Below are 1,928 nucleotides of genomic sequence, written 5' to 3' on the forward strand. Positions count from 1 at the left end.
CGCGCAGAACCGGTTCTCACGCCACCACTTGCCGAGGTTGCGTCCCTCCCGCCCGATGACCTCGATCGCCGGGAAGTTCACGTCCCACAGGTTGAAGCCCGTCGCCAGGACGAGCACGTCGAGGTCCGCCCGGCTGCCGTCGATGGTGACGATCCCGGCGGCATCGACGTGGTCGATGGTCGTGGTCTCGAGGTCGACGTGCGGCTTGGTGAACGTCGGGAAGTAGGTGTTGCTGAACGTCGGGCGCTTGCACCCGAAGTCGTAGTCCGGAGTGAGCTTCGCGCGGAGCTCGCGGTCCTTGACCTGGCTCTTCAGGTGCCGCTCGCACACACGCTTGCCGATCCGGTTGGCCCACGGCAGGTCCTTGAAGTGCAGGACACCGGCGACCATCAGCAGCTCGAGGATGGAGGAGCTCACCAGCCGGGTCGCCTTCTGGGTCAGCGGGACGGTCGCGAACGCGCCGCGCACGATGCCGGGAACCGGGCCGTCCAGCTTCGGGCTGACATAGATCGGGGTGCGCTGGTAGACGGTGAGGTGGTCGGCGACCTTGGCCAGCTCGGGGATCAGCTGGACCGCGGTCGCGCCGGTCCCGATGATGCCGATCCGCTTGCCCTCGAGGTCGATGTCGTCGTCCCAGCGGGTGGTGTGGACGACGTCACCAGCGAAGTCCTCGATGCCCGCGATGTCCGGCATCTTCGGCTGCGAGAGGAACCCGGTGGCCGTCAACAGGAAGCGCCCGCGGACCGTCTCGCCCCCCTCGAGGGACAGGGACCACGTCGAGCTGTCCTCGTCCCACAGGGCGCCTTCGACGACCGTGCCGAAGCGCATCATCTGGCGCAGTCCGTACTTGTCCGCGACCGTCTCGGCGTAGCGCTTGAGCTCGGCGCCCGGCGCGAACAGCCGTGTCCAGTGCGGGTTCGGCTCGAACGAGTAGGAGTACGTCGACGACGGGATGTCGACGGCCAGGCCGGGGTAGCGGTTGACGTGCCAGGTGCCGCCGAGGTCGTCCTCGCGCTCGAGGATCACCAGGTCGTCGTACCCCTGGCGGAGCAGCTCGATGGCCGCGCCGATGCCGCCGAAGCCGGCCCCCACGATCACTGCGTCGTGGACGTGGGCTGCTGCGTTCTGCTTGCTCATCGAGCACTCCGTTCGGTGGTGTTTTCACTGGCTGCGTCGAGGCGCGCGGTGTAGGCGGCGCGCGTGGTGTCGTTGGCATGCAGGGCACGGTCGTCGCGGACCACCCGGCGGATCCGGTCCATCACGGGCACCGGGACGAGCTGGGTGCCGATCGACAGTGCCCCGACGTAGCGCGGGACGGCGATCTCGGCAGCGCGGTTGCTGACCGAGTCGACGACCGCGTTGGCGATCCGGGCCGGGGTGACCTTCGGGATCGGCTTCATGTCGAGGCCGGAGGAGAGATCGGTGTCGACGGCCGAGGGCAGGACGGCGGTCAGCGTGACGCCGTACGGCGCCATCTCCAGGCGCGTCGCGGCCGTCAGTCCGACGACGGCGTACTTGCTCGCGTTGTAGACCGCGAGCCCGGGCACAGGGAACTTCCCGGCGAGGGAGGCGACGTTGACGACGTGTCCGCGGCGCCGCTCGGTCATGCCGGGCAGCACCCGGCGCATGCCGTTCAGGACGCCGAAGACGTTCACCTCCATGGTCAGCCGGTCCACCGCGGTGCTCTGCTCGAGGAAGGCGCCGTTGGGCATCACGCCGGCGTTGTTGACCAGCACGTCGACCGGGCCGTGCTCGGCCTCGGCAGCCGTGATGAAGGCGTCGTACGACGTCGCGTCGGCGACGTCGAGCAGGTGGGCCGAGGCGCCCGTCTCCTGCGCTGTTGCCTTCGCGACGTCGAGGTCGAGGTCGCCGAAGGACACCCGGGCGCCGCGGGCGACGAATGCCTCGACGGTCGCGCGGCCGATGCC

General features: G+C 69.5%; 2 protein-coding genes. Both read right to left on the reverse strand.

Going from position 1 to position 1,928, the window contains the following annotated elements; genetic code table 11:
- Window positions 1-1,137 (reverse strand): flavin-containing monooxygenase (locus tag ACOADB_RS15265; protein ID WP_378600228.1); only part of this gene is annotated, 1,137 nt, incomplete at its 3' end.
- The coding region (locus ACOADB_RS15270) for an SDR family NAD(P)-dependent oxidoreductase (RefSeq protein WP_378600230.1) at window positions 1,134-1,928 on the reverse strand (795 nt) is incomplete at its 5' end. The genes ACOADB_RS15265 and ACOADB_RS15270, both read right to left, overlap by 4 nt.

The organism is Nocardioides sp. CPCC 206348, assembly GCF_048654705.1.
Lineage (GTDB): Bacteria > Actinomycetota > Actinomycetes > Propionibacteriales > Nocardioidaceae > Nocardioides.